Annotated in this window: 25 protein-coding genes and 1 pseudogene; 8 read left to right on the plus strand and 18 right to left on the minus strand. The window is 69.7% G+C overall.

Annotated features, from left to right (window positions below):
- Window positions 1–100: 100 nt before the first annotated feature.
- The 9 genes from IEQ44_RS10470 to IEQ44_RS10510 all read right to left on the minus strand — a co-directional run bounded on the left by IEQ44_RS10470 (window position 101) and on the right by IEQ44_RS10510 (window position 7,819).
- Complete coding sequence (locus IEQ44_RS10470) at window positions 101–1,006, minus strand: ABC transporter substrate-binding protein (RefSeq protein ID WP_193638415.1); 906 nt, start codon at window positions 1,004–1,006, stop codon at window positions 101–103.
- 13 nt (window positions 1,007–1,019) lie between these two features.
- Window positions 1,020–1,706, minus strand: a complete 687-nt coding sequence (locus IEQ44_RS10475; protein ID WP_193638416.1) for an ABC transporter permease — start codon at window positions 1,704–1,706, stop codon at window positions 1,020–1,022.
- 7 nt (window positions 1,707–1,713) lie between these two features.
- Window positions 1,714–2,418, minus strand: a complete 705-nt coding sequence (locus IEQ44_RS10480) for an ABC transporter permease (RefSeq protein ID WP_193638417.1) — start codon at window positions 2,416–2,418, stop codon at window positions 1,714–1,716.
- Entirely contained in the window at window positions 2,415–3,227 is an 813-nt protein-coding gene (locus tag IEQ44_RS10485) for an ABC transporter ATP-binding protein (protein ID WP_193638418.1), read from the minus strand. Before IEQ44_RS10485 ends, IEQ44_RS10480 begins: the two co-directional genes overlap by 4 nt.
- Before the next feature lie 122 nt (window positions 3,228–3,349).
- Window positions 3,350–5,107 carry a DEAD/DEAH box helicase gene (locus IEQ44_RS10490; protein WP_193638419.1) on the minus strand — a complete coding sequence of 586 codons (1,758 nt, stop codon included), beginning with the start codon at window positions 5,105–5,107 and terminating at the stop codon, window positions 3,350–3,352.
- Between the two features lie 9 nt (window positions 5,108–5,116).
- Complete coding sequence (locus IEQ44_RS10495) at window positions 5,117–6,337, minus strand: hypothetical protein (RefSeq protein ID WP_193638420.1); 1,221 nt, start codon at window positions 6,335–6,337, stop codon at window positions 5,117–5,119.
- Window positions 6,330–6,827, minus strand: coding sequence for a SigE family RNA polymerase sigma factor (locus IEQ44_RS10500; RefSeq protein ID WP_193638421.1), 498 nt, complete (start codon window positions 6,825–6,827; stop codon window positions 6,330–6,332). The genes IEQ44_RS10495 and IEQ44_RS10500 overlap by 8 nt, the downstream gene beginning before the upstream one ends.
- Window positions 6,828–6,919: 92 nt before the next feature.
- Complete coding sequence (locus IEQ44_RS10505; protein ID WP_193638422.1) at window positions 6,920–7,285, minus strand: hypothetical protein; 366 nt, start codon at window positions 7,283–7,285, stop codon at window positions 6,920–6,922.
- Between the two features lie 15 nt (window positions 7,286–7,300).
- Window positions 7,301–7,819, minus strand: a complete 519-nt coding sequence (locus tag IEQ44_RS10510) for a 2'-5' RNA ligase family protein (protein ID WP_193638423.1) — start codon at window positions 7,817–7,819, stop codon at window positions 7,301–7,303.
- An 88-nt stretch (window positions 7,820–7,907) separates the two neighbouring features.
- On the opposite strand from IEQ44_RS10510, the gene IEQ44_RS10515 reads away from it, so the two are divergent.
- Both IEQ44_RS10515 and IEQ44_RS10520 read left to right on the plus strand, forming a co-directional pair.
- A complete protein-coding gene (locus IEQ44_RS10515) occupies window positions 7,908–9,251 on the plus strand; it encodes a glycoside hydrolase domain-containing protein (protein ID WP_193638424.1) in 1,344 nt (447 codons plus the stop codon).
- An 11-nt stretch (window positions 9,252–9,262) separates the two neighbouring features.
- The gene (locus IEQ44_RS10520; protein WP_193638425.1) at window positions 9,263–9,877 is read left to right on the plus strand and encodes a LysE family translocator; all 615 of its coding nucleotides are present in this window, start codon (window positions 9,263–9,265) and stop codon (window positions 9,875–9,877) included.
- A 176-nt stretch (window positions 9,878–10,053) separates the two neighbouring features.
- On the opposite strand, the gene IEQ44_RS10525 is transcribed toward IEQ44_RS10520, so the two are convergent.
- The 6 genes and pseudogenes from IEQ44_RS10525 to IEQ44_RS10550 all read right to left on the minus strand — a co-directional run bounded on the left by IEQ44_RS10525 (window position 10,054) and on the right by IEQ44_RS10550 (window position 15,682).
- On the minus strand, window positions 10,054–10,443 hold the full coding sequence (locus IEQ44_RS10525) for a hypothetical protein (protein ID WP_193638426.1): 390 nt from the start codon (window positions 10,441–10,443) through the stop codon (window positions 10,054–10,056).
- A 411-nt stretch (window positions 10,444–10,854) separates the two neighbouring features.
- On the minus strand, window positions 10,855–11,259 hold the full coding sequence (locus IEQ44_RS10530; protein WP_227487286.1) for a hypothetical protein: 405 nt from the start codon (window positions 11,257–11,259) through the stop codon (window positions 10,855–10,857).
- Complete coding sequence (locus tag IEQ44_RS10535; RefSeq protein WP_193638427.1) at window positions 11,256–11,765, minus strand: helix-turn-helix domain-containing protein; 510 nt, start codon at window positions 11,763–11,765, stop codon at window positions 11,256–11,258. Before IEQ44_RS10535 ends, IEQ44_RS10530 begins: the two co-directional genes overlap by 4 nt.
- Before the next feature lie 63 nt (window positions 11,766–11,828).
- Window positions 11,829–12,014 (minus strand): annotated as a pseudogene (locus IEQ44_RS16965) (IS21 family transposase); the annotation flags it as partial.
- Window positions 12,015–12,134: 120 nt separating this feature from the next.
- A complete protein-coding gene (locus tag IEQ44_RS10545; protein ID WP_193638429.1) occupies window positions 12,135–13,229 on the minus strand; it encodes an acetate/propionate family kinase in 1,095 nt (364 codons plus the stop codon).
- A 5-nt stretch (window positions 13,230–13,234) separates the two neighbouring features.
- Window positions 13,235–15,682 carry a phosphoketolase family protein gene (locus tag IEQ44_RS10550; protein WP_193638430.1) on the minus strand — a complete coding sequence of 816 codons (2,448 nt, stop codon included), beginning with the start codon at window positions 15,680–15,682 and terminating at the stop codon, window positions 13,235–13,237.
- Window positions 15,683–15,771: 89 nt separating this feature from the next.
- Between IEQ44_RS10550 and IEQ44_RS10555 the strand changes: the two genes are divergently transcribed.
- The 6 genes from IEQ44_RS10555 (at window position 15,772) to IEQ44_RS10575 (ending at window position 20,722) form a co-directional block, all read left to right on the plus strand.
- Complete coding sequence (locus tag IEQ44_RS10555; RefSeq protein ID WP_227487287.1) at window positions 15,772–16,113, plus strand: lipopolysaccharide assembly protein LapA domain-containing protein; 342 nt, start codon at window positions 15,772–15,774, stop codon at window positions 16,111–16,113.
- Window positions 16,114–16,149: 36 nt separating this feature from the next.
- Window positions 16,150–16,632, plus strand: a complete 483-nt coding sequence (locus IEQ44_RS10560; RefSeq protein ID WP_193638432.1) for a PGPGW domain-containing protein — start codon at window positions 16,150–16,152, stop codon at window positions 16,630–16,632.
- Between the two features lie 81 nt (window positions 16,633–16,713).
- Window positions 16,714–19,578, plus strand: a complete 2,865-nt coding sequence (locus tag IEQ44_RS10565; RefSeq protein WP_193638433.1) for a cation-translocating P-type ATPase — start codon at window positions 16,714–16,716, stop codon at window positions 19,576–19,578.
- 91 nt (window positions 19,579–19,669) lie between these two features.
- Window positions 19,670–20,134: a GntT/GntP/DsdX family permease gene (locus IEQ44_RS16970; protein ID WP_227487288.1), complete on the plus strand. Its 465-nt coding sequence runs from the start codon at window positions 19,670–19,672 to the stop codon at window positions 20,132–20,134.
- 54 nt (window positions 20,135–20,188) lie between these two features.
- The gene (locus IEQ44_RS16975; RefSeq protein ID WP_227487289.1) at window positions 20,189–20,389 is read left to right on the plus strand and encodes a hypothetical protein; all 201 of its coding nucleotides are present in this window, start codon (window positions 20,189–20,191) and stop codon (window positions 20,387–20,389) included.
- A 33-nt stretch (window positions 20,390–20,422) separates the two neighbouring features.
- Window positions 20,423–20,722 (plus strand): GntT/GntP/DsdX family permease, encoded by a 300-nt coding sequence (locus IEQ44_RS10575; protein ID WP_319804614.1) that lies wholly within the window; start codon window positions 20,423–20,425, stop codon window positions 20,720–20,722.
- Window positions 20,723–20,770: 48 nt separating this feature from the next.
- Here IEQ44_RS10575 and IEQ44_RS10580 read toward each other — a convergent pair whose 3' ends face one another.
- From IEQ44_RS10580 to IEQ44_RS10590, 3 genes are read right to left on the minus strand one after another with little or no spacing between them, the layout of a single operon-like run.
- Window positions 20,771–21,787: a uroporphyrinogen decarboxylase/cobalamine-independent methonine synthase family protein gene (locus IEQ44_RS10580; RefSeq protein WP_319804615.1), complete on the minus strand. Its 1,017-nt coding sequence runs from the start codon at window positions 21,785–21,787 to the stop codon at window positions 20,771–20,773.
- A complete protein-coding gene (mnmA, locus tag IEQ44_RS10585; protein WP_193638434.1) occupies window positions 21,784–22,893 on the minus strand; it encodes a tRNA 2-thiouridine(34) synthase MnmA in 1,110 nt (369 codons plus the stop codon). The genes IEQ44_RS10580 and mnmA overlap by 4 nt, the downstream gene beginning before the upstream one ends.
- Entirely contained in the window at window positions 22,890–24,071 is a 1,182-nt protein-coding gene (locus IEQ44_RS10590; RefSeq protein ID WP_193638435.1) for a cysteine desulfurase family protein, read from the minus strand. Before IEQ44_RS10590 ends, mnmA begins: the two co-directional genes overlap by 4 nt.
- Between the last annotated feature and the right edge of the window lie 4 nt (window positions 24,072–24,075).

Raw genomic sequence — 24,075 nt, forward strand, 5'->3', positions numbered from 1 at the left:
CGCCTTCCATCTTCGCACGCCAGGGAGGGCTGAGAGGCACGGACGAGTGCGACCCCGCTGCCAGACGCGGGGACCGCGACTCAGGCGTGGTTGCCGTGCATCACCCCAGGTCGGCGTCGGCGAGCCAGTCGGCGGCGATCTGCTGGGCAGGCAGCTCTTCGTCGACGCTGCGCTGGTTGAGCTGGAGCAGCTCGTCGGCGGTCATGGCGGCGCTCACCCGGTTGATCACCGCGGCGGCGTCCTCGTCGAGGTCGTCGCTGGCCACCGGGACGACGTGAGAGGCCAAGAAGAGGCCCTCGGTGTCCTCCAGGCTCACGAGGTCGTTGCTCCGGATCGACGGGTCGGCGGTGTAGATGATGGCGAGCTGGATGTCACCGTCCTTGAGGGCCTTGACGGTGAGTGGTCCGCCCCCGTCCTCGATCGGCGCGAACCCGACCTCGACGCCGTAGGCGTTCTTGAGTCCACGCGGGCCGTTGGGCCGGCTCTCGGCCTCGGAGTTGGCGCCAAGGGTCAGCTGGTCGGTGACGTCGGCCAGGTCGGCGATGGTCGTGAGCTCCCACTTCTCGGCGAAGTCACGGGTGACGACGTAGGAGTCCTGGTCGGTCGCCTCCGACTGGTCCAGCACACGCAGGCCTTCGGGCATGGCGTCGGTGAGCGCTGCGTACACGTCGTCGCTCAGGCGCGCGTCGGTCTCCGCTTCCCAGTACTGCAGCAGCGGACCGCTGTACTCGGGGAAGAGGTCGATCTCCCCCGACTCGAGCTCGGGCACGTAGGCCTCCCGCTGGCCGATGCGGAACTGGCGGTCGACCTCGAAGTCCTCGGCCTCCAACGCCTGCGCGTAGATCTCGGCGATGATCTCGTTGGAGTAGTAGTCCTGCGACCCGATCACGATCGCGTCGCCGTCGCCCCCTCCGCCGGACAACGGGTCGGAGTCACCGCACGCCGCCAGGGCGAGGGCTGTCGCGACGGCGGCGAGGAGGGGGGTGACGGTGCGCTTGAGGTGCATGGGCTTCCTTCGGTCAGACGTTGAGCGGTGTGTGGGCGTCGGTGCGGTGGGCGAGCCGGTCGGCGCGGTGCTGCGCGGCGGCGAGGAGACGGTCGAGGACGAGGGCGAGGAGTGCCACGAGCATGGCACCGGCCAGCATCTGGGGGTAGTCCCGCGACTTGAGGCCGATGAAGAGGTAGCGACCCAGCCCCGTGTCGGAGGTGTACGCCGCCAGGGTCGCCGTCGCGACGACCTGCAGGGTCGCGGCGCGCAGGCCGCCGACGAGGACGCCCGCCCCCAGCGGCAACTCGACGTGGCGCACGATCTGCGTCTCGCTCATGCCCACCGCGCGAGCCGAGTCGACGGCCACGGGGTCAGCGGACTCGACCCCGGCATAGGCGCCAGCGAGCACCGACGGGACGGCGAGCGCGACGAGCGCGAGCAGCGGTGCCATGACCCCGATGCCGAGCAGCAGGGCAAGGAGCGTGAGGAGCCCCAGAGTGGGGACGGCGCGCACCGCCCCCGCGAGCGCGACCACCACGCCCCGTCCGCGGCGGGTGTGCCCGATGAGGACGCCGACGGGCAGCGCGAGCGCGGCGGCGGCGAGCACGGCCACCAAGGTCACGGCCAGGTGCTCCAGCAGCCGGACGGCGATGCCCTGTCCACCGCCCCAGTGCTCGGGGTCGGCGATCCACGCCAGGGCGTCGAGGAAGAGGTTCACCTGTCACTCACCGCGCGCTCACCGGCACGTCGGCCGCATCGGCCGCATCGGCCGCTTGGACGCGGAGGGCGCGCCGTCCCCGACGCGGCTGCCACCGGGTCAGCACCCTGCCGAGTGCGATCAGCAGAGCGTCGAGCAGCAGCGCCAACGCCATGGTCATCGCGACCCCGACGACGATCTCACTGGTGATGCCCCGTTGGAAGCCGTCGGTCAGGAGGGTGCCGAGGCTGGAGATGCCGACCAGGGCTCCGATGGTCACCAGGCTGACGGTGCTGACCGTGACGACGCGGACGCCCGACAGCAGCACCGGCACGGCCAGGGGCAGCTCGACCCGCCAGAAGAGCGCGCGGCGGCCGTGACCCATGGCGAGCGCGGAGTCGCGCACGCCCGCGTCCACCGAGTCGAAGGCGTCCGCGACGGTGCCCACGAGCAGCGCGGTGCCGTAGAGGGTGAGCGCCACGACGAGGGTGGCGGGTGAGCGCAGGGGGATGCTCAGCAGGATCGGGATCACGATGAGCATCGGCAGGGCCGGCACGGCGTAGACGACGCTCGCGGCGGCGAGGATGGGCTGCCGGGCGCGGGGACTCACGTACGCCACGCGGCCCAGCGCCACGGCGAGCAGGACACTGGCGACCGTTGCAGCGCCGGCGAGCAGCAGGTGCTGGAGTGTCAGCTCCACGACCCACGCGAGGTTGTTGCCGAGCCAGGTCATCGCAGGATCCCCAGCGGACGTCCGTCGGCGTCGACCACCAACTGCTGTCCGTCGACGGTGGTGGCGCTCAGGGTGCGCTCGGGGCGGTCGGCGCCCACGAAGTCGCGGACGAACGCATCGACCGGGGCGGCCATGATGCTCTGCGCGGTGCCCGACTGGGCGATGACTCCCCCTGTACGCAGCACGACGACGTCGTCGGCCAGCCGGAAGGCCTCGTCGACGTCGTGGGTGACGATGACGATCGTCTTGCCGAGCTCGCCCTGGATGCGCAGCAGTTCGTCCTGGAGCTCACGGCGCACAATCGGGTCGACGGCCCCGAAGGGCTCGTCCATCAGCAGGATGTTGGGGTCGGCGGCCAACGCCCGGGCCACGGCCACGCGCTGCTGCTGGCCGCCGGAGAGCTGCGCGGGGTAACGGGACGCGAGCGTCGGCTCGAGGCCGACGAGGGTGAGCAGGTCGAGCGCGGCGGTGCGGGCGGCCTTGCGGGGCGTACCGGTGAGCACGGGCACCGTCGCGACGTTGTCGACGACCGTGCGGTGGGGCAGCAACCCACCGGCCTGGGGCACGTAGCCGATGCGGCGACGCAGGGCGACCTTGTCGAGCTCGCGCACGTCCTGACCGTCGATGAGCACCGTGCCGCGGGTGGGGTCGACCATCCGGTTGACCATCCGCAGCAACGTCGTCTTGCCCGACCCCGACGACCCGACGAGGGCGACAGTGCGGTGGGAGGGCACCACGTGGGAGAAGTCGGTGACCGCGACGGTGCCGTCACGGTAGGTCTTGCCGACGCTCTTGAACTCGATCCCCATGCCATCTCCTCTGACAGGTCACCCCTTGGACGAGGGCGCCTGCAGGCTAGTGCCCACCCCGACGCCGGTGGAACCCTCCGCTTCTGGACACTCCGCGCTTCTGGAAGCTCCGCGCCGCCGGCTCAGGCACCGTCCTCGGTCAGCGCCGCGGCCGGCAGCCAGTCGGCTCCGAGCAGCTGGGCCAGGTCGGTGAGGCCGGACGTGTCGCCGCCGACGGTGTCGGAGGCGGCGGCGATCCGTTCGACCATCACCTTGCCGACCTGCTCCTCGACGGTGCCCTCGGCATAGGCGATGTGCCACGGCGACACCTGGTGGTCGCGGTGGGTGCGGCCGGTGACCTGGCGTCCGGCGATGCCGGAGAAGCGGGCCTGGTGGAAGACGCCGACACGCGGCTCGGTGCTGGCCTGCCGGCCGTCGGCGAGGGTCTCGCCGGCGTGCAGGCTGATGGAGGCGACGGTGGTGAAGACGCAGACCTTCGCCTCGCCGGTCTGGAACTTGAGCCGCTCGGCCTCGGCGTCGAACCGGTCGCGGCCGTAGATGGTGGCCACCTCCAGGCCGGAGTCGCGCAGCCGGTCGGCGATGGGGTCGGCGGCGGTGGCGACGAACTCCACCGAGCAGGCGACCTGTCGCTCGGCGTGCACCTGCTGGGCGATCCAGTCGACGGTGGAGTCGACGCGGATCAGCCCGGCCTTTTGCCGGAAGCGCAGCAGCGCGGCGCGACCCTTGGCGACGTTGCGGCCGCGGCGCGCGATGTCCATCTCCGCGCAGAACTCACCCCACTCGGCTTCATACGCCGCCCGCTCGGCAGGCGTCAGCGTCACGGGCATGCCGGAGATCGGCACCGGCCCCCACGGTGCGGCGCGGTGCAGCATCGCGGGAGGGCGTACGTCGGTGAGCCACCCGCGCACCAGCTTGAGGTCAGCGGCGCGACGGGCGGGGTCGGTGGTCCAGGTGGCGCCGTAGCGACCGTGCTCGACCTCGACGCCATGGCGTTCGAGGGCGGTGGCGAAGTCGGCGCCGGGTTGGGTCGTCGACGTCCACTCCCGCATTGGCTCATCGTGCACCTGCGCGTAGGCGGGCGCGAGGTAGGGCAGCTCGAGGGGCGTGTGGCCGGGCGTGGCGGTGGTGGCGATGACGAAGGGGGCCTTGTCGTGGGGCAAGGCGAGCCCGGAGATGCGTGCCCACAGCTTCCACCGCTTGGTGGTCGTGCGGCGCAGCGCGTGGGCTTCGTCGGCGATGATCACGTCCCAGGTGTGGTCCTTGACCTTCTCGAGCCGGTCCCAGGTGATGACGACCCACTCCAGGCCGCCGTCGCCCAGCCCACCGTCGCCCAGCGCGGTGATCGTGCGGCACCAGTGGCCGATGGTGATCGCGGCCGGCCGGTCGGCCACGACGAGCACGCGCCGGGCGCCCCGGAGGTCGCCGACGGCGGTGGCGCCGAGGACCGCGGAGATCGTCTTGCCCACGCCGGGCTCGTCGGCCAGCAGGAAGAGCCGCCCACCGGCCGCGGCGCGTTCGGCGATCGCATCGGCAGCTTCGAACTGGAGCTGTCGGGGCTCGAGCGTGTCGCTCGGCTCAGGGGTGGGGGCGGGGTCGTCGGGGTTGAGCTGGTGCTCGATGAAGCGACCGAGCGTGTGCGGCCCGGGCGCGTAGGCCCGCAGGTGCGCGGGCAGCGTACGTCCGACGTGGAGGTGGGTCTTGACCGCCGGGTGCCACGTCGCGCCGTCGACCTGGGTGCCGTAGGGCACGTCGAGCACCCAGATCCGCTCCCCCGGGCCGGCCGTCGGCAGGGGCCGCGCTGCGCCACGCGCGCTGCTGCGACGGGCGGTGCCGGTGCGGCCACTGCGGCGGCGGCTGCTGGATCGACGGGAGGTGGCCACCTGAGGACGTTAGCGTCCGGTGACGCGCAGGGCGTCCTGGGCGAACACCACCGTGGCTTCCACGGGCACCGACGTCGAGGCCACGATCGAGAGCTCACCGGTGGCGGGATCCCACGCCACCAGGCGGAAGCCGCTCACGCGTCGCCCGATGTCGGCGACCTGGAGCAGGACCGTGCCGTCGTCGGTGAGAGCGACGGGGGTCAGCCCCCAGTTGCTGTAGTTGCCGTCACGGTCGAGCACGGGCAGCCGCGACTGCGGGGTCAGCGTCGAGCGGTCGGCGACGACCACGGCGAAGTCCTGGTTGTCGTGGGTGGTGCCGACGACGGTGTCCTCGCTCGCCTGGATGCGCAGGAGGCGGCCGGTCCGGTCCATGTCCACCTCACGCACAGCGCCCCCGTCGTGGTCGACGAGCACCTTGGGTCCGGAGAAGTCGGTGCTGGTCAGCCAGTCGCCCGAGGGGTCCACCGCGCTGGACATCGCGACGGGGACGGCGATCCCCTCCGCGGCGCCGGAGTCGACGGCGACCATGTAGGCCCGCGGGCCGCCGCTGTAGAGCAGCGTGTCCTCGTCGAGGAACGTCCAGCGTCCGGTGTCCCAGGCCTCGAACCCACTGGGGGGCTGGACCGTGCGGTCGTTACCGGTCGCGAGGTCGTGCACCCGCACCCCGTCGTCGCGCTCCCCCGCCCTGCTGTCGTAGCCGTGGGCGACCGCGAGCCGGGTGCCCTGCGGGCTGAGCGCCACCTGGGGATACCTCCCGTCGATGGGCACCGTGCGCCAGTCCCCGTCAGTGCCGAGGACCTGGGCGAGGCCCGCCTGCTCCACCACCAGGACGCCGGCCCCGACGGGGTCGTCGGCCAGCAGCGGGGAGGAGTCGGGCGGCTCGATCACGTCCGGGAGCGCGGGGGCGATCCGGGCCGCGGCCGCAGGCAGGAGGTCGAGCTCGCGCGGGTCCCACTGCGGCCACTCCTCCACCTCGACGGTGGGTGGTGAGGCCGAGGACGACCCCGTCGGCGCCTCGCCGGGGGGCGCGGAGACCCTGGGCCCGTCCGGTGAGCCTGCGACCTGCATCCCGGCGAACACCGCCACCACCGCGGCTGAGGCAGCGGCGGCGGCCGCCGCACCCCGTCGGTGGGCACGGCGCCGCGTGGCGGCCTCCAGGGCGACCTGCTCGAGATGTGGGCTCTCGATGCGATCGGTCGCACGGGCCAGGAGTTCATGAAGCTCATTCACGGGGTCCTCCAGTGAGGTCGAGCAGCTCGGGTGCTCCCGTACGCAGGCGGGCGAGGGCGGCGGCGTTCTGGCTCTTCACGGTGCCGACGCTGACGCCCAGGACGTCCGCGGTCTCGCGCTCGGACAGGTCGTCGAGGTGCCGCAGCACCACCACCGCTCGCTGGCCGGGGGTGAGCCGGCCCAGGGCGCGACGCACGACGAGGGCTGTGACCGAGTCGCTGCTGATCTCGTCGGGGACCGCGTCGTCGGGCTGCGCCCCGGGCGTCTCCCGGTGGCGCCGCCACCAGCTCACGTTGTCGTGCACGACGATCTTGCGGGCGTACGCCGTGGGGTTGCCGTCGCGCAGCCTGCTCCAGCGCAGCGCGACCTTGATCAGTGCTTCCTGCACCAGGTCCTGGGCGCGGTGCAGGTCACCGGTGAGTAGGTAGGCCGTGCGCAGCAGGGAGCGTTGGCACCCCGCCGCCCACTCGGTGAACCCCTCGTCGTCCATACGCTGCTCCGCCTCAGGTCAGGACTGCCTCGATGCAACCTCTCACCAGGACAACGCCGCCAACAAGCGCTGGGGTTGGGGCGACTTGTGGCTCAGCCCACCGAGACGTCGACGATGCCGACGAACCGGCTGCCGATGCCGGGATACTCCGCGCGCACCTCACCGTCGAGCGGCGACGGCAGCTCCGCGAGTTCGTGGTGCTCACAGGCGAGGTGGGTGAAGGCGGGCCACCACTTCTTCGGCCTGGCCTTCTCGCTGAAGCCGCACACGCGGCACTCCAGCTCGACCCACACCGGCTTCTTGCCGGTCCGGTTGAGGCGCGACTGCACCAGCCAGGCCGGCGGGTTGTCCTCGATCTCACGCAGCTGGGCGTCGGTGAGCTGCGACGGCAGGCCGTGGCGCATGGCCATCTCAACGGGGATGTCGAGGCGCTGGGCAGCCTCACGACGGGTGATCATCGGGCTCCACGATAGTCAGTCGTTCGCGACCGCGACGTCCTGGATCGTGCCCTGCTCGGGGTCCCACCACCGCAGGCGGTCGCAGACCAGTTCGTCGGGAGCGTCGGTGGCGTACAGGACGTCGAGCACGTCGCCCAGGACCGTACGCGGGACGCGCCGCGCCAAGGTGACGTGCGGCGTCCAGACGGGGTGGCGCAGGTCGGGCACCACGGCCCGGACTCTCGCCGCGGCGGTCGCGAGCGCCGCGTCCGGCTCCACCAGGTGGGCCACGGTGACCCGAGCGCCCTGCCCGAAGAGCACCAGCCCCCGCGTGACGATGCGCGTGGGCAGGAGCGGACCCACCTCCTCGCGGCCCGTCAGGACGGCCACCTCCGGCACCCGCACCGCCGCGGCGAGGGTCAGGTGGGGAGCGTTCGTCATCGACCTGTGGTCCGCCTGCGAGGGCAGTCCGGCCGCCTTCAACGCCTCCCACTGGGCCAGGACGGCAGCCGTGGACTCCGGGGTGAAGGAGAGCTCGAGAGCGAAGTCGGGCACGAGGTGAGGATAGGTGACCGCTCGCGGAGACCTCGGCTCCTGACGGGCTGCACTAGGGTCGGCTCACCACTTGATCCGGGGGAATCCAATGCGCCACACGCTCGTCCGACCTGACCGCGTGCGCGCGCACCTCGTCGCCGTCGTGGTCCTGGCCCTCTGCGTCACGGGGTTGTTCGCACGACAGGCGTCGGCGGCCAAGCCGCGCCCCGACGGGTTCACCGGCTACGCCTTCGACGCCCGCTGCGCACCCACCCAGGAGCAGATGGACGCTTGGTTGACCTCGTCGCCCTTCTGGGGTGCGGGCATCTACATCGGTGGCTCGATGGTGTCCTGCCGCGAGAGCGCGACCGATCCGGGCCAGCCGCACCTCGACGCCACGTGGGTGGCGCGCCAGCGCGCCAACGGCTGGCGTCTCCTGCCGATCTGGGTCGGCCCGCAGGCCTCCTGCCACCCGCTCTACGGTGACCGCATCGACTCGACCCCTGCCGGTGCGTACGCCGCTGCGGGGGTGCAGGGGCGTACCGAGGCCACCGCTGCGGTGAGCCGCGCCCGCGAGCTGGGACTGCCGGCCGGCAGCACGCTCTGGTACGACCTCGAGGGCGGCTTCGACCTCGCCGACGACGACTGCCGGCGCTCGGCGCTGCGGTTCCTGAGCGGCTGGACGCTCGCGGTCCGCGAGCTGGGTTTCCGCCCGGGCGTCTACTCCAGCATCTCCGCTGGCATCCACGCCCTCGACAACGCCGACAACCTCTCCCCCGGCTCCTACGCGATGCCCGACCAGGTCTGGTACGCCTGGTACAACGGCCGCGCCGACGTCGCGGTCGACCGGCGATGGGTGCGTCCGAAGAGCTGGAAGGACCAGCGTGTCCACCAGTACGAGGCGCAGACGACCGCCTCCTACGGCGACGTCGCGCTCACGATCGACCGCAACTTCATGAAGCTCGACGGCGGTTCGAAGCCGCCACGCAACCTGCGCGAGTGCAAGAACACCCGCCTGGACTTCCCGTCCTACCCGCGGCTCAAGAAGGGAGCTCGCGGAGCCAAGGTGAAGGCGCTGCAGTGTCTGCTGAAGAAGAACAAGCGCTACCGCGGACGGCTCGACGCGAAGCTGGACCGTGACGTGGTGCGGGCCGTGCGGACCTTCCAACGCGGACGCGGCCTGCGCGCCACCGGACGTCCCACCGCGGCGACGTGGACTGCGCTCTTCGCGCACGGGCCAACGCCGCTGATGAAGGTCGGTTCGTCGGGCAAGCAGGCGCTGCGTCTCCAGCGGTCGCTGCGAGCTGCTGGCTTCAAGGGCGTGAAGCCGACCGGGGTCGTCACGGAGAACACGACCAAGGCCGTGGTCCGCTACCAGAAGAAGCGGGCGCTGTCGCCGACCGGTGTGATCACGGCCGACGTCTGGGCGGAGCTGAAGAAGGGGCGGCGCTGAGGCATGACGCCGTGACTGACCTGTGGCTGTTCCTTCCAGCCTGCTTCGCCCTCAACCTCACCTTCGGGCCGAGCAACCTGCTCTCGGTCACATTCGGCGCGCAACAAGGTGTCGGCTTCGCCGTGGTCGCCGGCACGGCTCGCCTGGTTGCCTTCGCCCCGATGATTTTGGCCAGCGCCCTCGGACTGGGAGCCCTGTTGAGCGTCTCTGCGGTCGCGTTCGGTGTGCTCAAGGTGCTCGGCGCCGCCTACCTCATCTACCTGGGTGTGCGGCTGCTGATCGATGCAAAACCGAAGGACCTCGGCGAGACGACCGCGCCCATGTCCCTGCGCGCGGCACTCCGCTCGGAAGGCACCGTGGCCTTGACCAACCCGAAGGCCATCCTGATTTTCACGGTGTTCTTGCCGCAGTTCGTCAACGTGGATCGCTACTGGTCGAGCTACGCGGTCGTCGGGCTCTCGTTCCTGGTGCTGGAGGTCGCGGCGATCGCGACCTACGCTGCGCTGGGTCGTTTGGCGAGGACCTTCGCCGCGACGAGACTCCATTGGCTCCAGCGAGCATCCGGTGTCGGGATGATCCTGTTCGGTGGTCTCATGGTCTTCGCCAGGCAGCCGGCTGAGCTCTGATCTGTTTGGCGCGATGTGACTCGGAAGCCACGCTGTGACGGTGGTGGTCAGCCCTGTGTTCCCCCAGTCCCGGGGCGCACTCGCGGCGGAAAGACGCGCCTATCGCGGTATGCCCGGGCTTCGTCGCCCGCAGCGGGCCAGATGCGGCGACGCCAACTTGCAATGACGGTCTCGAATCATGGTGTGTAGCGCACGCCGCTGGGCTGGCATCGCGCAGTGCTGGTGGCTTCGGTTGAAGCGCATCCGCCGTCGACGAGTTCGCGCTCGCCGAGTGCCTCGGGCAGCTCTACGTCGTAGGAGACTGCGTTGTTCCCCTGGCAGTCAGCCGAGCTGGGTTCGCCTGGGCTGACGGTGAAGGTGATGACGACCTGGGTGTCGGTCATCTCGATGTCGGGGTCATTGACGGTGCCGGTCTCGCCGCTGTTGCAGCCGAAGCGGGTGACGTCGACGGTGAACGCGGTGGTGGCGGAGTCCGGAGTCTGGTCCTTGGTGAGGTCCCAGGTGGCTACGGCTTCGTCGTTGAACAGGCTGCAGCCACTGCTCAGGACCGCCGACAAAGCGACCATCGCGCAGGCTCGAATCGCCAAGTCCCGTCTGAACGTCCGCATGGGACTCGGACGGCGCGGGCGAACGCGAGGTTCCATGGGCGCATCCTCCCAGGTGGGGGCTCCATCGCGGGCGCTTCGGAGGTTCATCGACATGCTCGCCTCGGCGACACACCACCCGCTCATCGGCATGAGCGGACATTCTCTTGTGCCGATAGGCGGGGGAATGGGGCAGGTCGGGCTGACGTCGATGTCGGGGGGGGCTTCGAGGGCCACCTTACGGCGCGACAGTGTGGTCAGGAGGACCCGAAGCCCAGCACCCAGAGCAGCCACCCGAGTACGCAACCGACAGCGAGAGCCAGGAGCGCCCGGTAGGTGCGCGTCCGGCGGGTGAATCCCAGTCCTACGCGCCATCACGATCTGGTTCGCCACTTAGGAGACATGTCCTAGTCGAGCGAGCTTTGCGATGGCCAGGTCATGAGGTTCGAGGAACCTCGGTTGCGCGGGATCGGACGACACGAGGTTCCAGCTGTGCAGCCGGGCGCGCCACCCGTCCGGGAGGATCGCCGTCTCGACGGCAAGGCCTTCGGCGTAGATGCCGTTCAGGTCATGGAACCCGGACATCTCTCCAATGGCGCCCTCGACCCTGTCTGCCTTGGCGCGACCCGGGTCGTGGAGGAACGCGATGTCGGCCTCCATCGAGGCGGTTGCTTCTGACGGGAGATCGTCCTCGTCGAAAGTGCCCAGGATCGACTGGGATCCGAGCACCAGGACCTCGGCGTCGCCCGCGATGGCACACGCAGACCGCAGGATGTGGGCGAGTTGGAGTCGGTTCACGCGGCGTCGTGCTCTCGTTCCCAGTAGTGCTTGAAGGAGCGCAGCACCTGGACCCGGGTCGTGTCGTCCAGGACTCCGGCAAAGGGGGTGTTCTGGCGCAGTTCACACGCTTCAGGTGCAGTCGAGAGGAGAGTGTCGAGCACGGCGTCCAACCCCTCCTCGAGGATCCGCTCCCATGCATCGAGGTAGCGCACCGTCATCCCATCGCTGCGGTGCTCTGCTCTCCACCGCTCGATGTTGGCCCTCGCGCGATCCAGCACCTCGTCCGGCGACGTCATCAGCGGCGTCAGGAGCGCCCGGTGCAGCCAAAGGGAACGCTCCTGTTCCCGCGTCAGCACTGGATCTGACCCCAGGATCCGGTTGACCTCTTTGGCCGGGACGCGCCGGTGCTTGCCCACACGCACGTGCTCGACTTCGCCGCGGTCGCACATGTTGACCACGTGCTGGCGCGAGACACCCAAGCGCGTGGCAACGTCGCCAGTGCTCAGCAGTTCTGTTTCGCCCATGCAGCCATCATTGACCGCAAACACAAAAAACACAACACGCGTGCAGGTCTGGCTGTCGGCGCAGCGACCGGTCGGCTCGAAACGATCAGCGACCGACCCAGCCGGTGTCCGCTCGTACTTCGGCGGCGCATCCGTGGCCAACGCCGCCCGCACCGTGTTCCTCGCCAGGCCCGTCTTCCGCACGATGGCCTTGATGCTCATCTGTTCCGACTTGTGAAACCGCCGGATCTCAGCCCAGCCCTCAGTCATGATCGCTCCCTCACTGTGCCGAGGGGCTCAGGATTCGATCGACACCAGAGGGTCAGAATTCACCCGGCAGCGACACTCGGACCCTGATGCGGACTCGATCTCCCTGCTCCCCTCGGTCGGTCACAGCGGCGCCGCGCGGACCGTCTCCCTGGCGATCTCGGATTCCTCGGACGCCTTCACCACCACGGTCCGCACAGTTGCGTTGGGAGCACTGATGTCGGTGTCGCCTCGCGCGGACTCGTTCGCATCCTGATCAATCCAGAGGCCGAGGTGCTCCAGTCCGCTCGCCATGTCGCGGCGTACGTCAGGCGAGTGCTCACCGATCCCACCGGTCAGGACCAACAGGTCCAGGCCTTGGGCGCTGGCGGCCATCGCCCCGATCTCTCGGCGGAGGTGGTGGATGAAGACGTCGTAGGCCAGAGCCGCGTCGGGGCTGCCGGTCTCTCGCTCCGCCAAGACGTCGCGGAGGTCGCCGCTGGTCCCCGAGAGTCCCTTCATTCCTGAGTGGTGCTCGAGAACGTCGCTCAGTTGCGCGGCCGTCAGGTCACCGTTCTGGATGAGCCACAGGACCATCCCCGGATCCACCGACCCGGACCGGGTGGCCATGACGAGGCCTGCGAGCGGGGTGAAACCCATGGTGGTGTCGACGGATCGCCCGTCCCGCACGGCTGCCAGGGACGCGCCGGCGCCGAGGTGACAGGAGACGACGCGCATTTCGTGGAGGTCTTGCCCGACCATCTCCGCTGCCCGGCGTACGGCGTAGGCGTGGCTCAGACCGTGGAACCCGTAGCGTCGCAACTGCCAACGTTCGTTCCACTCCTTGGGCAGGGCATAGGTGCTCGCGGCTGGCGGCAGGGTCGCGTGGAAGGCGGTGTCGAAGCAGGCCACGGCAGGCGCGTTCGGGAGCAGTCTTCGCACTTCCCGGATCGCGGCGGTGGCCCGGGGGTTGTGCAGCGGCGCCAGGTTGGTGATCGAGTCGAGGTGGTCGAGCACCTCGTCGTCGACCAGCACGGGCTCGCGGAAGCGTGGTCCGCCGTGGACGACGCGGTGGCCCACCAGGTCGGGGGTGGGGTGCTGCTCGATGAAGTCGCGGATCGGCGAGTCGTGACCGTCTCCCTCCCACCGCTCGACGGTGGTGGCGGCGACCTCCCGGTCCCCCTCACGCAGAGAGAGCTTCAAGCTGCTGGAGCCGGCGTTGACGATCAGGATCCGCACGCCCCTCAGCCCTCCGGGGCATTCTGGGCGGGATCCGACGTCTCGGTCCGAGGTCCGGGCCCGGGTCGCCACTGCCAGTCCTGGACCTCAGGGAGATCTTCGCCCTGGGCGCGGATGTATGACCTGTGCTCGACCAACTTGTCCCTCAGCGCCTCCCGCACCGGTCCCCCCACCGCCTGGAGGCGGGGAACCCGATCGATCACGTCCATCGCCAGGTTGAAGCGATCGATCTGGTTGAGCACGGTCATGTCGAACGGAGTGGTCGTGGTGCCCTCCTCCTTGTAGCCACGCACGTGGAGGTTGTGGTGGTTGTGCCGCCGGTAGGTCAGCCGATGGATGAGCGTGGGATACCCGTGATAGGCGAAGATGACCGGCTTGTCCTTGGTGAACAGGGCGTCGAACGCGGCATCCGAGATCCCGTGGGGGTGCTCGCGCTCATCCTGGAGCCGCATCAGGTCGACCACGTTGACGAACCGGACGGCGAGGTCGGGGAAGAACCCGCGCAGCAGGTCCACGGCCGCCAGGGCTTCCATCGTCGGCACCTCGCCGGCGCAGCCGAGCACCACGTCGGGTTCCGCATCCGGGTGGGTGCTGGCCCATTCCCAGATCCCGATGCCCTTGGTGCAGTGCACGATCGCCTCATCCATCGTGAGGTACTGCAACGCCGGCTGTTTGCCGGCCACGATCACGTTCACGTACTGGCGGCTGCGTAGGCAGTGGTCGGTCACCGAGAGCAACGTGTTGGCGTCCGGGGGGAAGTAGACGCGCACCACGTCCGACTTCTTGTTGACCACATGGTCCACGAAACCCGGGTCCTGGTGGGAGAAGCCGTTGTGGTCCTGACGCCACACGTGCGAGGTCAGCAGGTAATTCAGGGAGGCGATCGGCCTGCGCCACACGATGTCGTTGCTGACCTTCAACCATTTCGCGTGCTGGTTGAACATCGAGTCCACGAGGTGGATGAACGCCTCGTAGCAGGAGAAGAGCCCGTGCCTGCCGGTCAACAGGTATCCCTCGAGCCAGCCCTCACAGGTGTGCTCGGACAGGATCTCCATCACCCGGCCGTCAACGGCCAGGTGGTCGTCGCCCGGCAGCGTCTCGGCGTTCCAGGTGCGCCCGGTCACGTCGAGCACGTCCTGCAGCCGGTTGGAGTTGTTCTCGTCCGGGGAGAACAGGCGGAAGCGGTCCATGTTGGCGGCCATCACGTCCCGCAGGAACCCGCCCAGCACCCTCGTCGCCTCCACCGCGCCGGTCCCCGGTGTCTCCACCTCGACCGCGTACTCCCGGAAGTCAGGCATCTGCAGGTCGCGCAGCAGGAGTCCGCCGTTCGCGTGCGGGGTGGCACTCATCCGTCGGTCGCCGGCGGGGTGCAGGTCGGCGATCTCCGGGACCGGGGCACCCTCGGCGGTGAAGAGCTCCTCGGGTCGGTAGCTGCGCATCCACTCCTCGAGGACGGCACGGTGCGAGTCGTCCTCGCGGGCCCGCGCGAACGGCACCTGGTGCGAGCGCCAGGAGCCCTCGACCTGCTGCCCGTCGACCGTCGCGGGACCGGTCCAGCCCTTGGGAGATCGCAGGACGATCATCGGCCACGGTCGCCTGGCGACCGGTTGCCGCCGGGCGGTACGCGCCTCGTGCTGGATGTCGCCGATCTCGTCCAGGCAGTGGTCCAGCGTGGCGGCGAAGGACTGGTGCATCTCCTCGGGCTCCGATCCCTCGACCATGTACGGCGCGTGTCCGTACCCGCGCATCAGTGAGGTCAGCTCGTCCGCGGGGATGCGCGCCAGGAGGGTCGGGTTGGCGATCTTGTACCCGTTCAGGTGCAGGATCGGGAGAACGGCGCCATCGCGCCGCGGGTCAACGAACTTGTTGGAATGCCAGCTCGCGGCCAGAGGCCCGGTCTCGGCCTCCCCGTCCCCCACCACCGCCGCGACCACGAGCCCGGGGTTGTCGAACGCCGCACCGTAGGCGTGCGAGAGCGAGTAGCCCAGCTCCCCTCCCTCGTGGATGGAACCAGGTGTCTCGGGGGCCACATGGCTCGGTATCCCGCCTGGGAACGAAAACTGCTGGAAGAGTCGATGCATCCCACGTAGGTCCCGGCCGATGTCCGGGTAGACCTCGCTGTACGTCCCCTCGAGCCACCCTGCCGCCACCGGGCCAGGACCGCCGTGGCCCGGGCCCATCACATACATCATGTCGAGGTCGCGCGCCGCGATCGCGCGGTTGAGGTGCGCGTACATGAAGTTCAGGCCAGGGGTCGTGCCCCAGTGACCCAGGAGTCTCGGCTTGACGTGCTCGGGCCTCAAGGGCTCACGCAGCAGCGGGTTGTCCATCAGATAGATCTGACCCACCGACAGGTAGTTCGCTGCTCGCCACCACGCGTCGATCCGGCGAAGCTCCGCCCTGCCCAGAGGCCGCCTACTGATGGTGCTGGTCGTGACGTTGCGTCCATCCATGCTGCTCGACGCTAGCGGCGAGTCATGGCCGCGTCGAGGGCCACGCCCGTTGACACTCGTCGCGAACAGAAGGAAGGTGAGGCATGGCCATGAAATCTCCCACCCCGTCCCCCGATGAAGGAGTTGCCGAAACGACCACCCCCACGGCGGACTCCATCGCCTCAGGCTCCACCCCGAAGGTCACGCGAGCAAGCGCCGCGTGGGTGGCGACCGGGGTGGCCCTCCTGCTCCTGATCCTCCTCATCGTCTTCATCTTGCAGAACTCGTCACGGGTCGAGGTCCAGTTCCTTGGGATGGCGGGAACCATCCCCCTCGGAATGGCTCTGCTGATCGCCGCGGTGGGCGGCGGTGTGGTGGTGGCGATCGCTGGGGTCGCGCGGGTCACCCAGTTGCGCTTGAACGCCCGCCGCGTCAGACACAACCACCCCTGACCCTGATGGCACCTCGCGCTCGACGAAAGAGCTGTTGTGAGCGTCACGAGCACCGGGAAACACGTCCTGCTACAAGGGGCCGGCTGGGTTCTGGTCATCGTCGGTCTTGCTGCCCTGGTCCTTCCCGGACCAGGTTTGCTCGCCCTTTTTGCGGGGATGGCCATGCTGGCCACCCAGTACGAATGGGCTGACCGACGCCTCGCACCGGTCAGGAGAGCTGCCCTGCGAACGGCCGCTGACAGCGTCAGGACCTGGCTGCGGATTCTGCTGTCCCTGATCGGCATCCTCGTGCTGATCGGCCTGGGCATCTATTGGGGCATCAGCGTCGCGGCACCCTCCTGGTGGCCCGTGCCCGACCATTGGTGGCTGGTGGGCGGCTGGGGCACCGGCGCCACCCTGATCGGGTCCGGCGTCATCGCCCTCGCCTTGCTCGTTTACAGCTACCTGAACTTTCGCGGTCCCCACGACGACCAGGGTCCGGCCGAGCACGCGATCGACGAGGGCAACGATCCGGGGTGACGTTGCGACGCCCCCTTCTGCCCAGCGCTAACGTCAAGCCAGGGCCGCTTCGAGGGCGCCCCAAACCTCTGGAGGAGGATCATGGCTCTGGGTCCGCCGAGTCCAAGGGTGCTCCGCGACCCGTCGCTGTTGGACGCTGACGCCGTAGGCCGAGAGTTGGATGTGGATCCGTCCACCGGCCTCTCCGAGGAAGAGGCCGCCCGCCGCCTGGCCACCGACGGCGCCAACGAACTGCGCGGCAAGAAGCCGGTGCCGACGTGGCGCAAGATCCTCACCCAATTTCAAGATCCCCTGATCTACCTGCTGCTCGCCGCGGTCGCGATCTCGCTGATCGCCTGGATCATCGATGGCGCCCCGGGCACGCCCATCGACGCCCTCGTCATCGCCGCGATCATCGTGCTCAACGCCGTACTCGGCTACACCCAGGAGTCCAAGGCCGAGAACGCGGTGACGGCTCTCGGCACCATGACGGCCGCAGTGTCCACGGTCCTGCGGGACGGAAAACTCCGTACGGTCCCCTCGGCCGAACTGGTGAGAGGTGACGTGCTCGTGCTCGACGAGGGCGCGGCAGTCGGGGCGGACGCACGTCTGCTGAGCGCGAACGCGCTGCGGGTCCAGGAGGCGTCCCTGACCGGGGAAAGCGAGGCTGTCACGAAGGATCCCACGACCTTGGGTCACCAGGTGCCCCTCGGCGACCGGTTGAACATGGCATACAAGGGCACCGCTGTGGCCCAGGGCAACGGACGCGCGATCGTCACCGGCGTCGGGATGGACACCGAGGTCGGCTCGATCGCCGAGATGCTGGACGCCACCGTCGAGGAACCCACCCCCCTGCAGAACGAAGTGGCAGCCATCAGCAAGATGCTCGGGGCAGCGGTCGTCGTCATCGCCCTCGTCGTGATGCTCACGATCATCCTGGTGGACGGTGTCACCGAACCGAGCGACCTGGTGATCGTGCTGCTGCTGGGTGTCTCCCTCGCGGTCGCCGCAGTGCCCGAAGGCCTACCGACCATCTTGTCCGTCGTGCTCGCCATCGGTGTGCAACGGATGGCCAAACGCAACGCCGTGGTCAAGAAACTCAGCGCGGTGGAGGCCCTCGGGTCGGCATCGGTCATTTGCACCGACAAGACCGGCACCCTCACCCGGAACGAGATGACCATCCAGCGGATCGTCACGGCCTCGGGTACCGCCGAAGTGAGTGGCATCGGATACCGCCCCGAGGGCGACGTACGCAGTGACGCCAGCCAGCTTGTCGACGCTCACCTGCACGAGGCACGGCTACTTCTCGGGGCAGGCTCGCTCGCCAATGACGCACAGTTGACCGAGCGTGCCGGCGCGTGGGAGATCGTCGGTGACCCGACCGAGGCTGCGTTCCTGGTCGCGGCGCGCAAGCTCGCAGGCACCACGGAGCGCATGAGCCGTTTCGAGCGACGCGCCGAGGTTCCCTTCACCTCCGAACGCAAGATGATGTCGACCCTGCACCGGGAGTCGAACCACGGCACCCACGTCCTGCTCAGCAAAGGCGCCCCCGACGTTCTGTTGTCCAGCTGCACCAGGCAGCAGGTCGGGCGCGAGACCGTGCCACTCACGGACCAGAGCAGGGCCGAGCTCCTCGCCGAGATCGAAGGCCTCTCTGCCGACGCGTTCCGCACCCTCGGCGTCGCCTACCGCAGCGTGACCGACCAATCCGCAGACGATGACATCGAGATCGACCAGTCTTGGGAGGAGGACCTGGTTTATGTGGGAGTCGTCGGCATCATCGACCCCGCGCGCTCCGAAGTGGCCCCGGCCATCAGTGAGGCCCACCGCGCTGGCATCCGCGTCATCATGATCACCGGAGACCATCCGAGCACCGCCAGCCGCATCGCGCAGAACCTTGGCATCATCGAGGCCGGAGGTCGCGCCGTGACCGGAGTGGAACTGGACGCCCTCGATGACGCGGAACTACTCGTCCTCACTCGCGAGGTCTCCGTCTACGCCCGGGTCGCGCCCCACCACAAACTCCGGCTCGTCGACTCACTGCAGTCCGACGGCCAGATCGTGTCCATGACCGGCGACGGCGTCAACGACGCACCCGCGCTCAAGTCGGCCGACATCGGCGTCGCGATGGGCATCACCGGGACCGAGGTCACCAAAGAGGCCGCGCGGATGATCCTGGCCGACGACAACTTCGCCACGATTGTCGCCGCCGTGCGTCAAGGTCGCGTCATCTTCCAGAACATCAAGAAGTTCCTGCGGTACCTGCTGTCGTCCAACGTGGGCGAGGTTCTCACCGTCTTCCTCGGTGTCGTCTTCGCCGGAGTCATCGGCCTCAACGAGGCCAGCGACGGGTCTGCGGTCGTGCTGCCGTTGCTCGCGACCCAGATCCTGTGGATCAACCTGATCACCGACTCGACGCCAGCCTTGGCCATGGGGATCGACCCCGAGATCGACGACGTGATGGCACGAGCACCGCGCAAGATGACAGACCGGGCCATCGACGCCCGCATGTGGAAAGGAATCGCGTCCATCGGACTGGTCATGGCCCTGTCGACCCTCTTCGCGATCGACCTGTTTCTGCCCGGCGGACTGGTTGAGGGCAATGACACTCTCGACGTCGCCCGTACTGCTGGCTTCACCACCCTCGTACTCGCACAACTCTTCAACTCCCTCAACGCCCGGTCGGAGACAACGAGCGCCTTCCACGGCCTCTTCGCCAACAAGTGGCTGTGGGGCGCAATCGGTCTCGGAGTAGCCCTACAGGTCGCAGTCGTCGAGGTTCCGCTCCTGCAGGTCGCCTTCGGCACCGCACCCTTGGATCTGACTCACTGGGCCGCGTGCGTCGCACTTGGCTCGATCGTGCTCTGGTACGACGAACTCCGGAAACTCACGCTGCGGCGGACCGATCGCCGAAGGAACGCACCGCTGCGTCACGCGGCGGCGCACAACCCCCACCACTCCCGTTGAGCACGTCGGGCCTGGCTGAGCGCCAGGACTCTGCCGCGCGTTGAGAGCGGCGGACTGCGACCGTTCGGCTGGGTCAGACTGCGACTGGGGGATGGTCAATCCAGTGATATCGCTGGTCCTCGGCTCGCTCTATCTCGGACTGGCCGCCGGGGTGGGATTCGCCGGGACGCCTGAGGCCATCACGCTCGGCTTCGGCGGCATCATGGCCGAGGTGGGGCTTCTCATTGGCTTCGGCGTGCTGATCGGCGCGTTGCTGCATTCCACAGGCCCGTTCCGACGACTGGGCGGTCTGCTCGTGAAGAGCGTCGGCGCCGCGCGGCTGCCATACGCTCTGACCTCACTTCTCGCGGTGGTGATGCCGTCGATCTACGTCGACGTGCAGGTGGTCCTGGCGGCGCCTGTGGCTCGCAGCGCCTCCCCGTTCATCGGTCGGACGGACCTGCCCGTCCTGGCGTGCGCGCTCGGGGGCGGCATCTTCGCCGGCTACGTCTTCGTCATCCCCGGCCTCGCCACGATCTCCATCGCGGGACTCCTCGGTATCCAACTCGGCGACTAGCTCCTCTACGGACTGGTCATCGGTCTCACCGCCGCGGTCGTCTCGACGATGCTGATGCGGATCCTGTTCAGCGCGGGCGGCTTTTGGGGCCCCGAGACTGATGAAGAAGTCGACGAGGCGGCGATGGCCGCGCAGGAGGCCGCCGACGCGGCCTACCTCACCGGCGAGGCGGGGTCTGCGCACGAGGCAATGTCCCGCGCCGAGGACCAGGCACGCATATCGAAGAGGCCGAGGGCGTACGCCGTCTGCCACTGATCGTGCTGATGCTCCCGATCCTCGGTGCCGTTGGTGCTGATTGCCTTCGGCGCCTTCGCTGAGTGCGGCGGCTGGTCCACTACGTTCATCGCCTTCCTCGGCGACGCCAATCTGGCGCTGTTCGTCGGCCTGCTCGGGGCCTACTTCCTCACCCGGATGTCGGCTGGCGCGGAGCGCACCGGCGAGGCAATCACCGACGGGTTCCACACCACCGGAGAGATCCTGATTACCGGCGTCGGCGGCTCGCTCGGCGCAGTGATCGAGGCGACCGGCCTGGATTCCGTGCTGGGCGACCTGTTCCAGGCCGACGTCAAACCCCGCGCAGCGCATTAGTGGCCGGGAGGGTGCGTCTATGTGGGCGGTGTGACGCGCCCACCTACGTCAGGAAAGGTTGCGCGCCGTGGTCGCCGCAACCTCGAGCACCCGCCGAGCCCACGCCTCACTCGCCCCCGCCAGCCCGCACCCCGGCGTAACGACGACCTGCTCTCCCAGCTCTTCGGCGTCGAGCCCAACCATGTCGCACCAGCGCAGGACCTGCTCGGTGAACGTACGGTCCGAGACCGCACCCGCGGGGTCGGTCGTCGGCAGCACCCCGAGGCCCACCACTCCCCCGGCCTCCAGGTGCTCGGCGAGGTGGTCGGTCGCCCCCGCGTCCAGTTGGGACACGTCGACGAGCAACCCACGCGCACCCGCACCGCGCACGAGGTCCCAGGGCGTGCCAGGAGCACAGCTGTGCACCCACGGCTCCGCGCCAGCGTCGGTGATCGCGCCGAGCACCTCGGCCAGCAGTGCCGACGCCTCGGGCAGATCGACGCTGCGGTGTCGACCAAAGCCGTTTGCGGTCGGCACTCGGCCACCCAGCACGGCGGCCAGGACGGGCTCATCGACCTGCACCACCAGTCGAGCAGCCGTCGGCACGCGGCGACGCAGGTCGGCGACGTGCGTGCGTACGCCCTCGGCCAGCGCCTGCGACAGCTCGCGGCGCGCGCCGTGGTCGGAGAGCACCTTGTCGCCGCGCGGCTTCTCCACGGTCGCGGCCAGCGTCCACGGGCCCGCGACCTGGGTCTTGAAGGTGCCCGCGAAGCCCTGCGAGAGCTCCTCGACCGTGTCGAGGTCCTGTGCGAGCAGCGACCGTGCCCGACGCTGGTCGATGCCGGTCCGGTCGGTCATCCGCCAGCCGGCGGGCTGCAGGTCCGCGCCCAGCTCGGCGACCACGGCCAGCGCTCGACCGGTCATCGACGCGACCGCACCACGGCCGGGCAGCTCGGGCACGTGCGGCAGGTCGGGCAGCTCGCCCAGCACGACGCGTACGGCCTCGGTGTAGGCGCGCGCATTGTCGGCCTCCGCGCTCGCCACGTCTCCCCCGGGCATCGACCCGAGGCCCGTCGCCAGGCTCACGCCGGCGCCTCCACGCCGACGCGGTGCGCCGCGGTGATGGTGGCCGAGCCGGCCACCCGGGTGCCGTCGTAGATCACGACCGCCTGCCCCGGCGCGATGCCCTGGGCCGGGTCGAGCAGCTCGACGTGGACACTCTTGCCGTCGGTGGTGACCACGGCCCGGTGCTCGTCGCCGTGGGCGCGCAGCTGGACGGTGCCCTCGACCCGCTCGGGCACGGTGCCGCACCAGCGGGCGCGGTCGGCGTCGATCGCGTGCACGGTCAACCGGTCACGCGAGCCCACCCGCACCGTGCCGGAGACCGGCTCGATGTCGAGCACGAAGCGCGGCTTGCCGTCCGGCGCGGGGCGCCCGATCTTGAGGCCCTTGCGCTGGCCGATGGTGTAGCCGTACGTGCCCTCGTGGCGACCCAGCACCTCGCCGGTCGCGTCGTCGATGATCTCGCCGCCGTCGTTGGGCGCCCGCTCCCCCAGCTTCTCCTTCAACCAGCCGGCGGTGTCGCCGTCGGCGACGAAGCAGATGTCGTGGGAGTCCGGCTTGTCGGCGACCAGCAGGCCGCGACGCTCCGCCTCGAGGCGTACGTCGGGCTTGATGGAGTCGCCGAGCGGGAAGTACGAGTGGGCGAGCTGCTCCTGGGTGAGCACCCCGAGCACGTAGGACTGGTCCTTGCCGTGGTCGATCGCCCGGTGCATCTCGATCAGGCCGTCGTCACCGGTGCGCAGCTGCGCGTAGTGACCCGTCGCCACCGCGTCGAAGCCCAGCGCCAGCCCCCGGTCGAGCACGGCGGCGAACTTGATCTTCTCGTTGCAGCGCAGGCACGGGTTGGGCGTGCGGCCGGCGGCGTACTCGTCCATGAAGTCCTCGACGACACCCTCATGGAACTCGTCCGACATGTCCCACACGTAGAACGGGATGCCGATGATGTCGGCGGCACGCCGAGCGTCGTTGGAGTCCTCGATGGTGCAGCAGCCACGCGCCCCACTGCGGTAGGACGCCGGGTTGCGCGACAGCGCCAGGTGGACGCCGGTCACGTCGTGGCCGGCCTCGACGGCCCGCGCAGCGGCGACGGCCGAGTCGACGCCGCCGGACATGGCAGCCAACACCCTCATGACGGCCTCCGGTTGGCCAGCCGGGCGCGCTCGACGGCCGGGCCGATCGCGGCGACCACGCGGTCCACGTCGGCGGCGGTGGAGGTGCGTCCGAAGGAGAAGCGCAGGGAGTGACGGGCCTGCACCGGGTCGCAGCCCATCGCCAGCAGCACGTGGGAGGGCTGTGGCACGCCGGCCGAGCAGGCCGAGCCGGTGGAGCACTCGATGCCCTGGGCGTCGAGCAGCATCAGCAACGAGTCGCCCTCGCAGTCGGGGAAGCCGACGTGGGCGTTGCCGGGCAGGCGGCCGACCGGGTCGCCGTGCAGGTGCGCGTCGGGCACGACCTCGGTGACGCGACGCACCAGGTCGTCGCGCAGCGCGGCCATTCGGGCGGCGTGCTCGGGCTGACGCGCCACCGCGGCCTCGACGGCCGCCGCGAAGCCCGCGATGGCCGGCGGGTTGAGCGTGCCGGAGCGGATCCCCCGCTCCTGCCCGCCGCCGTGCAGCAGCGGCTCGACCTTGACCTCACGGCGTACGACCAGTGCCCCCACGCCGTGCGGACCGCCGAGCTTGTGGCCGGTGAAGGTGAGCGCGTCGACGCCGCTCGCGGCGAAGTCGACCGGCACCGCACCGACCGCCTGCACGGCGTCGGTGTGCACCGGGATGCCGTGGGCGGAGGCGATCGCGACGACCTCGTCGACGGGCTGCAGCGTGCCGACCTCGTTGTTGGCCCACATGACCGAGACCAGCGCCACCGAGGCGGGGTCACGCTCGACGGAGGCGCGCAACGCCTCCACGTCGAGACGGCCCGCCGAGTCGACCGTCAACAGCTCGACCTCGGCGCCGTCGTGCTTGGCGAGCCACTCCAGCGGGTCGAGCACGGCGTGGTGCTCCACGGCCGTGGTCAGGATGCGGGTGCGGCGCGGGTCCTGCGCGCGCCGGGCCCACCAGATGCCCTTGAGGGCCATGTTGTCGGACTCGGTGCCGCCGGAGGTGAAGACCACCTCACCCGGCCGACAACCCAGGGCAGCGGCGATGGTCTCGCGGCTCTCCTCGACCACCCGTCGCGCGCGACGACCCGCCGCGTGCAGCGACGAGGCGTTGCCCAGACCACCCAGGTGGCGCGTCATCGCCTCGACGGCGACCGGCAGCATCGGCGTCGTGGCGGCGTGGTCCAGGTAGGAGGTCGCATCGCTCATGACG

The sequence above is a fragment of the Nocardioides malaquae genome, from assembly GCF_015070385.1.
GTDB classification, from domain to species: Bacteria; Actinomycetota; Actinomycetes; order Propionibacteriales; family Nocardioidaceae; genus Nocardioides; species Nocardioides malaquae.

Bases quoted from the DNA above. Each gene is read 5' to 3' on its own strand.
- IEQ44_RS10470 (WP_193638415.1), bottom strand. From the start codon at position 1,006: ATGCACCTCAAGCGCACCGTCACCCCCCTCCTCGCCGCCGTCGCGACA.
- IEQ44_RS10480 (WP_193638417.1), bottom strand. From the start codon at position 2,418: ATGACCTGGCTCGGCAACAACCTCGCGTGGGTCGTGGAGCTGACACTC.
- IEQ44_RS10485 (WP_193638418.1), bottom strand. From the start codon at position 3,227: ATGGGGATCGAGTTCAAGAGCGTCGGCAAGACCTACCGTGACGGCACC.
- IEQ44_RS10500 (WP_193638421.1), bottom strand. From the start codon at position 6,827: ATGGACGACGAGGGGTTCACCGAGTGGGCGGCGGGGTGCCAACGCTCC.
- IEQ44_RS10505 (WP_193638422.1), bottom strand. From the start codon at position 7,285: ATGATCACCCGTCGTGAGGCTGCCCAGCGCCTCGACATCCCCGTTGAG.
- IEQ44_RS10515 (WP_193638424.1), top strand. From the start codon at position 7,908: ATGCGCCACACGCTCGTCCGACCTGACCGCGTGCGCGCGCACCTCGTC.
- IEQ44_RS10525 (WP_193638426.1), bottom strand. From the start codon at position 10,443: ATGGTCGCTTTGTCGGCGGTCCTGAGCAGTGGCTGCAGCCTGTTCAAC.
- IEQ44_RS10535 (WP_193638427.1), bottom strand. From the start codon at position 11,765: ATGGGCGAAACAGAACTGCTGAGCACTGGCGACGTTGCCACGCGCTTG.
- IEQ44_RS10550 (WP_193638430.1), bottom strand. From the start codon at position 15,682: ATGGATGGACGCAACGTCACGACCAGCACCATCAGTAGGCGGCCTCTG.
- IEQ44_RS10555 (WP_227487287.1), top strand. From the start codon at position 15,772: ATGAAATCTCCCACCCCGTCCCCCGATGAAGGAGTTGCCGAAACGACC.
- IEQ44_RS10565 (WP_193638433.1), top strand. From the start codon at position 16,714: ATGGCTCTGGGTCCGCCGAGTCCAAGGGTGCTCCGCGACCCGTCGCTG.
- IEQ44_RS16970 (WP_227487288.1), top strand. From the start codon at position 19,670: ATGGTCAATCCAGTGATATCGCTGGTCCTCGGCTCGCTCTATCTCGGA.
- IEQ44_RS16975 (WP_227487289.1), top strand. From the start codon at position 20,189: ATGCGGATCCTGTTCAGCGCGGGCGGCTTTTGGGGCCCCGAGACTGAT.
- mnmA (WP_193638434.1), bottom strand. From the start codon at position 22,893: ATGAGGGTGTTGGCTGCCATGTCCGGCGGCGTCGACTCGGCCGTCGCC.
- IEQ44_RS10590 (WP_193638435.1), bottom strand. From the start codon at position 24,071: ATGAGCGATGCGACCTCCTACCTGGACCACGCCGCCACGACGCCGATG.